Source organism: Bowmanella dokdonensis (assembly GCF_017254865.1).
GTDB classification, from domain to species: Bacteria; Pseudomonadota; Gammaproteobacteria; order Enterobacterales; family Alteromonadaceae; genus Bowmanella; species Bowmanella dokdonensis.
In genome coordinates this window covers 1-7,137 of sequence record NZ_JAFKCV010000029.1, presented here as the reverse complement: position 1 = coordinate 7,137, position 7,137 = coordinate 1, and the positions used below count along the sequence as shown (strand labels likewise).

General features: G+C 51.7%; 5 protein-coding genes, 4 tRNA genes and 1 rRNA gene. All 10 read left to right on the top strand.

All coding sequences use genetic code 11. The features are described 5' to 3' along the window. Positions 1-3: 3 nt before the first annotated feature. Positions 4-119, top strand: a 5S ribosomal RNA gene (gene rrf / locus J0A66_RS21290). Positions 120-829: 710 nt separating this feature from the next. After that, complete coding sequence (locus tag J0A66_RS21285; RefSeq protein WP_206575879.1) at positions 830-3,424, top strand: TonB-dependent receptor; 2,595 nt, start codon at positions 830-832, stop codon at positions 3,422-3,424. 119 nt (positions 3,425-3,543) lie between these two features. After that, the gene (gene murB, locus J0A66_RS21280) at positions 3,544-4,533 is read left to right on the top strand and encodes a UDP-N-acetylmuramate dehydrogenase (protein ID WP_241264364.1); all 990 of its coding nucleotides are present in this window, start codon (positions 3,544-3,546) and stop codon (positions 4,531-4,533) included. Then, positions 4,524-5,507 carry a bifunctional biotin--[acetyl-CoA-carboxylase] ligase/biotin operon repressor BirA gene (gene birA, locus J0A66_RS21275; RefSeq protein ID WP_206575878.1) on the top strand — a complete coding sequence of 328 codons (984 nt, stop codon included), beginning with the start codon at positions 4,524-4,526 and terminating at the stop codon, positions 5,505-5,507. Before murB ends, birA begins: the two co-directional genes overlap by 10 nt. After that, the gene (locus tag J0A66_RS21270) at positions 5,491-6,210 is read left to right on the top strand and encodes a type III pantothenate kinase (RefSeq protein WP_206575877.1); all 720 of its coding nucleotides are present in this window, start codon (positions 5,491-5,493) and stop codon (positions 6,208-6,210) included. The genes birA and J0A66_RS21270 overlap by 17 nt, the downstream gene beginning before the upstream one ends. Positions 6,211-6,359: 149 nt before the next feature. Further along, positions 6,360-6,435, top strand: a tRNA-Thr gene (locus J0A66_RS21265). A 7-nt stretch (positions 6,436-6,442) separates the two neighbouring features. Then, a tRNA-Tyr gene (locus J0A66_RS21260) sits at positions 6,443-6,527 on the top strand. A gap of 264 nt (positions 6,528-6,791) precedes the next feature. Continuing rightward, positions 6,792-6,866: transfer RNA gene (locus tag J0A66_RS21255), tRNA-Gly, on the top strand. 7 nt (positions 6,867-6,873) lie between these two features. Beyond that, a tRNA-Thr gene (locus J0A66_RS21250) sits at positions 6,874-6,949 on the top strand. Positions 6,950-7,010: 61 nt separating this feature from the next. Further along, the coding region (locus J0A66_RS21245) for a GTP-binding protein (RefSeq protein WP_241264361.1) at positions 7,011-7,137 on the top strand (127 nt) is incomplete at its 3' end.

Genomic DNA, 7,137 nt, shown 5'->3' with positions numbered 1-7,137 from the left:
TTGCCTGGCGGCCATAGCGTTACGGAACCACCTGACTCCATTCCGAACTCAGAAGTGAAACGTAATAGCGGCGATGGTAGTGTGGGGTCTCCCCATGTGAGAGTAGCACACCGCCAGGCTCCCAATTAAACGAGAAAGCCCAGTCTAATGACTGGGCTTTTTTCGTTTAAGCGCTGCCGCGCGTGAGCAATACCAGACCGGGACACCATACCCATCGACTGTTGATAGTGCGTAGTTCTAAAAGGCCAGCAACCATCTGTCACACATCCTTGTGCGAGCCTCCAGGTCGGCCGTCCGGGCCTCCCGTAAATCACTGACGGGGATACTTAATCCCCGTCCGGGCGTGATTTACCCCCATGTGACAACTTGGCCGGGAGCCAAGTTGAACATCGGAGGCACGACGATGGCCCAAAGGGTGGAGGGCAGGAGGCCCGGAGTAAAGTAGGCAGGTTAATGCTCCTGCATAACCTGCACTTCCGCCATCCATGGCGGTCGCACAAAGCAATGGCTCCTGCATTGCCCTAATACCGTCCATCCTTGGACATAACCGCCAGGCACCCATTCCTGAAGAAGGGCTATCCGAGGGGTATCTTAGGGCTCCCCCAAAAAACAGCCGCAAAGATCTACGATAACGGCTGCTTCCACGTATTTCAGACCAGTTATTTCCTTCTGAATGAAAAGGCCCTGTGTCTTGCGCTATTTACATTTATTAACACCATTGCTGAGTTCGTCTCTTGTTTCCAGGTTGTTGCCGGTGGTATAGCTAATCCCGTTTATCGGAATATCCGATGACAAGGTTTGATGAAAAAATTTAAAAAGGAAAAGGATTATGACAAAGAACAAGGGTTTACGGATATCAGCAATAGCAGTTGCAGTAGGTTCTACTTTGCTGATGCCTCAGGCAACACTGGCGCAAGGCGCTGAAGGTTCAACAGAGCGGATTGAAGTAACAGGCTCCCGGATCAAGAGGACCGATCTCGAGGGGCCTTCCCCTGTTTACATGATTACCAATGAAGATATCGCTAATTTGGGCTTCGACAACCTGCAACAGGTATTGGAACGTTTGCCCGTTGCCGGTGCTGGTACATTTTCAACTCGTGGCAATAGCCAGGATTCCACAGCCAATGGTGGGGCCGCCATCAGTCTCCGCGGTTTTGGCGCTGACGCAACGCTGGTACTTATCAATGGACGAAGGGTAGCGATCAGTGCCTTTGCGGAAAGTATCGTGAATTCCTTTGTGGATATAAACAGTATCCCTGTTGCCGCCATTGAGCGCATTGATATTTTGAAGGACGGCGCTTCAGCCATTTACGGCTCTGATGCTGTGGCCGGCGTGGTGAATATTGTCCTGAAGAAAGATTTTGTCGGCACAGAGCTATCGGCCGGGTATGGCTCGGCTACGGGGCCCAGTTACGATGAAAAGACTTTCAGCGCAGTGTGGGGGACGGGCAATGAAGACGGAAATGCCACGCTGATTCTGGATTACTTCAACAACAGCGCGTTGGATAACAGTGAGCTGGGACGGTTTGGCACGGCCAACCAGGAACCCTATGGCGGGATGGACTTCCGATCCTCCAGAGGCTATCCAGGGAGGTTTGTGGTCGATGGGCAAACGGTTATTGACCCTGATTGCCCTCCAGAGAAATCATTTGGGCAGACCTGTGTGTATGACTATGGACCACATAGTATTGCGATCCCGGCCGCTGAGAGGCTGGGTATGATTCTGCAAATGAATAAGATGATCACCGACGATCTGGAGCTCTTTAGTGAGATAGCGGTCCAGCATAATACGTCTGAGGCCGGTGGAGCAGCCACTCCGTTGGATGAAGATGCAGGTCTGACAGTGCCGGCTGACCATCCTGACAATCCTTTTGGCCAGGACATTGGCATTGGACGATATCGTACAGTGGATGCAGGCAACCGACGTTGGGATATTGAGTCGGACACCATGCGGGTAGTGGCAGGGCTGCGGGGTTCCTTTGATAGTTGGGAGTGGGAGGTGTCGGCGCAGAAAGGTCGCAGCCGGTCATTGCAGACTGGTGACAGAAGCCAGGGATGGGTTAGAACCGACCTGCTTCAGCAGGAAATTGACGCAGGCCGTTACAATCCTTTTGGTGGGGTGACGAATCCCCAGTCAGTAATAGATGCAATTACCACCAGTCTGGTGCGACGGGGGGAATCGCATCTGACATCTTATGATGCCCATATTACCGGTGATCTGTTTGAGTTTGATGGTCGGACTGTGGCCATTGCCGCAGGCTATGAATACCGTGAAGAGGATGTTTCTGACATACCAGACGATCAGTTCCAGCGCGGCCTGATATTTGGTACTGAATCGGTTTCTGCACAAGCGTCCAGGGATCAGTGGGCAGCATATGTGGAATTGTCCGTGCCGTTGGCAGATACGTTGGAATTACAGTTAGCCGGCCGTCACGACGACTACAGTGATTTCGGCTCCACCACTAACCCCAAGGTCGCCATGCGCTGGAGCCCCACCGACAGCATTTCGGTCAGGGCCTCCTGGAGTGAGGGTTTCCGGGCGCCTTCCCTGGCGCAGATAGGCCTGGGTCCGTCACAGGAGTCACAGTTCTTTGTCGACACTTTCCGGTGCCCGGTCCAGGACGAAGACAATCCGGCCTGTGCCTCCACCGATTACACCATCGTCTTTGCCGGCAACCCGGATCTGGAAGCTGAAGAATCCGAAACCTGGAATATCGGCGCCATATGGGCGATAGACACGGGTATCGATATAGGAATCGATGTATGGAGCATCACTCAGGACAACAAAATTGACGAGGTACCATTTGGCGATGTCTATGAAGCTGAGTGTGGTAATCAGAACAGCACTGTCTGTGTCCGCCTTGCTCCTCTGCCGGGACAGTCCCTGGGACCCTTGTCGCGTATCAATAATACCTTCTTTAATGTCAGCTCTCAGGAGGCTCAGGGGGTCGACCTGTCAGCCCACTACCTGTTGGATATGAGTGATCTGGGCGAACTGAAGCTTTCTCTTGAATGGAGCTATATGACCAACTTCGAGAAGGATGGCCGTGAATGGACCGGAGAGTATGAATACCCTGAGCATCGTTGGGTCTCCACATTGGATTGGACTCGCGGTGACTGGTCGGCTACTGCAGCCTTCTCCTATGTCGGGGAGTTTGAAGATACACCGGATATTGATTTCGACGGAACGCTGGATTTCGAGACTAACGAATCTCGCATGGTCGACTCACAATTATTGCTGGATCTGCAGGTAAGGTATGCCTACAGCCAGCAATGGTCCTTTGCATTGGGTATGAATAATGCTCTGGATGAAGAACCGCCATTTGCCATTGGTGACGGTGATGATGATCTCTATGGTTATGCCTCAAAGGTGCATAGTCCAAGAGGTCGCTACCTATACGGGAAGGTTACCTACAGCTTTTAAGGTATGAGTCTCTGGGCCCGCCTTGCGGGCCTTTTTTGTATCACGGACTGGCAATTGGCCTCGACCTGACCGGTGCGCTTAAATACACTAGGCACATTCAGAGCCAGAGAAATACTCTTTTGATCGAACTCTCTAACTATCACACCTTCGGTTTTCGCAACCATGCCGCCAGAGTAATCCAGCTTCAGCAGTTGGAACAGTTGCCAGTGGTTTCTGAAGGGCCCCTTTATATCCTGGGGGAAGGCAGCAACAGTATCTTTGTGGAGGATTTTGCCGGCACTGTCCTGAAAGTGTCACTCAAAGGCATTGAAATCTCAGAAACCGATGATCTGTTCAGGATCCGTGTGGCTGCCGGAGAAAACTGGCATGATCTTGTTACCATGCTGATGACCAAGGGGATTTATGGGGCTGAGAATCTGGCTTTGATCCCCGGGACACTGGGGGCAGCTCCGATTCAGAACATTGGCGCTTATGGGCGTGAGTTGGCTGAGTTTTGTACCTTGGTGGAGACCGTTAATCTTACAACCGGTGTTGTGTCATGCTTCACAGCAACAGAATGCCAGTTTGGCTACCGGGACAGCCTGTTTAAGCGGGCCGAAATGGCATCAGAGCTGATCACCTATGTGCATATGGATTTTCCCAAGCATTGGATACCCCAGTGCAGCTATGGAGAGCTGCAGGCACTGGGTAGCACACCTACGGCACAGCAGATTTTTGATAAGGTCGTTGAAGTGAGAAGAGCCAAATTGCCCGATCCGGGAAAGATTGGTAACGCAGGTAGTTTTTTCAAGAATCCAGTCATTCAGCGACGCCACTTTCTTAGTTTGCAGCATGAGTGGAAAGATATCCCCTGCTATCCGGTGGACGAGGAGCATGTGAAAGTACCTGCTGCTTGGCTGATTGACAGGTTGGGATTCAAAGGAAAAACCATTGGAGGGGTTGCCTGCCACCTGAGCCAACCCCTGGTTCTGGTTAATCAGGCAGAGGGAACAGGCGACGAGTTATTGCAACTGGCCAGGAACATCAAGCAATCGGTAAAAAAAGAGTTTTCCATCGACTTAGAGAACGAGGTCCGCCTGATAGGCAAACAAGGGCAGATATGCTTGTAAGCACGTCAGTGGAGACAAAAAGAAATCTGATCCTTAATACCCTGGCTGACGGGCGTTTCCACTCAGGCCAGGAGTTGGGCGACAAACTCGGTATCTCAAGAGCCGCAGTGGGTAAGCACGTCCAGGCCCTGCAAACCCTGGGATTGGAAATATTCAGTGTCACGGGTAAAGGTTATCGGCTATCAAACAAGCTTGATTTACTGAATACAGAGACGATCCGGCAACACATCGCCCGGACCAGCGGCCCACCTCTGGTTGTACTTAGTGTAGTGAATTCAACCAACACTTATCTCAAGGAACATGAACAGTTGCATGTGAAAGGGGCGGCATGTCTGGCAGAGGCACAAACATCCGGGCGAGGTCGGCAAGGCCGGCCCTGGATTTCGCCTTTTGGCGCCAGTCTTTATCTCTCCATGTATTGGCGGTTTGAAGGTGGCTACCAGATGCTGGGTGGATTGAGTCTGGCGGTGGGAGTGGCTATTGCGACGGCTTTGGAGGAGTCAGGGGTGCAGGGGCTTTCACTCAAGTGGCCAAACGATGTGTACCTCCACGGTAAAAAGCTGGGGGGGATCCTGGTCGAGGTTGAAGGACAAATCAATGACACCAGCCATTGCATTATGGGGATCGGTATTAATGTCGAGTTGCCGGAATCTCAACAATCAAGAATCGATCAACCCTGGGCGGATCTTGCCAGCCAGATGAACGAGAAGCCGGACAGAAATAAGCTGTCAGGAAAGCTGCTTACGAGCTTGTACAACGCTCTGGAGAAGTTTGAACAAACAGGGCTGAAGGCCTTTCTTGAGCCTTGGAGCAGACTTCATCTCCATCAGGGAAAACGGGTCAGAATGATATGTGGCCCAAACAATTTTGAAGGGGAATGTCTGGGTATCAACGCTGAAGGAGCATTATTGATCTCTTTGCCCGGTGGCACCAAGGCGTTCTACGGGGGAGAAGTCAGTGTCCGTGCCTTATGAAGCCCTGCTGCTGGATATTGGCAATTCCAGAATAAAATATGCTTTGTACTCGAAAGAAATTCCCTTGTCCGTGAACTGGGCAAAGGATGCCGATGAGCTGGTTTCCGTCATGGGCAGAATCAATAAGGTACTGATAGCGGCCGTGGGTCAATCAAGGCTTGTGGAGCAGGTAGAGGCTTTAGCTAAGGGAAAGGCCAAGCAATGTCTTCGGCTGGAATCTTCTGAACAGGCCTTTGGGGTCATGAATGCCTATGATGACCCGCGTAAACTAGGGATTGACCGTTGGTTAGCCATGCTGGCCGGCAGGCAAATTACTAAAAATAATTTTGCTGTATTGGACTTTGGCACGGCGGCCACCTGTGATTTTGTTGATGCTTCCGGACGACATCTGGGGGGGTGGATTGCACCTGGACTGACCTTAATGCGAAGAAGTTTGTTGCAAAACACAGAAAAGGTTTCTGGCCGTGCCTCAGACTGGGCTGAGGAAATTGTGGGAAAAAATACATTGGATGCGGTAGACGCCGGCTGCCAGGCCCAGGGAGTGGGACTGCTGTTACAGGCCGAGGCGTACCTCAGACAGAATTTTTCCTCTTACGATATTCTGCTTTGTGGTGGTGATCATCAGCGAATAGCAAAAAGAACCAACCTCACAGTGAAGAGCTACCCTGAACTGGTATTCCTTGGAATGACGCTGTTTGCCTGAGTTATTGGTCAATAACGCGTCGAAATGCTACGAAAAGCAGCATTGCTGAATGCAATTTGAGCAAACGATGCGAAAGAGAGGATTTTTTCCAAATTCCCTATTGCGTGAGGCAGGGTGTTACTCTAGAATGCGCACCCACTTGATGCAGTGCCGGCTTAGCTCAGTTGGTAGAGCAACTGACTTGTAATCAGTAGGTCGCCAGTTCGATTCCGGCAGCCGGCACCATCAATCTGGAGGGGTTCCCGAGTGGCCAAAGGGATCAGACTGTAAATCTGACGGCTCAGCCTTCGCTGGTTCGAATCCAGCCCCCTCCACCATATTCTCGGCACGAGACGGGGTCTTGTGCAGGACGGTGAGTTGAGATTACACCAGCGAAGCTGGTTCGACAAAATCGCCTGGAGCGATTTTGAACATCCGAAAGGATGACCCGAAGGGCGAAGGACAGGAGTCCAAAGTAATCCAGCCCCCTCCACCACTTTTCAGGTGTGAGTTTTGATGACTTACACTGGGCGGCAAAAGTGCAAGAAGCGGCACATAGCCCACTAGTTCTTGGGATGAGGTGGCCTCAAGAGATCAGGATCGCGGGCATCGTATAATGGCTATTACCTCAGCCTTCCAAGCTGATGATGCGGGTTCGATTCCCGCTGCCCGCTCCAGTATAGTGCTGATATAGCTCAGTTGGTAGAGCGCACCCTTGGTAAGGGTGAGGTCGGCAGTTCGAATCTGCCTATCAGCACCACTTCTCTCCCCAGCTCATTCTGCAATCAACCAAGTAGAAGCCAACCTAAGCTGGGGGAATCATGGCAAAAGAAAAGTTTGAACGTAAAAAGCCGCACGTAAACGTGGGCACCATCGGTCACGTAGACCACGGTAAGACCACTTTGACAGCGGCGATCACATCGGTACTGGCGAAGACCTACGGAGGTT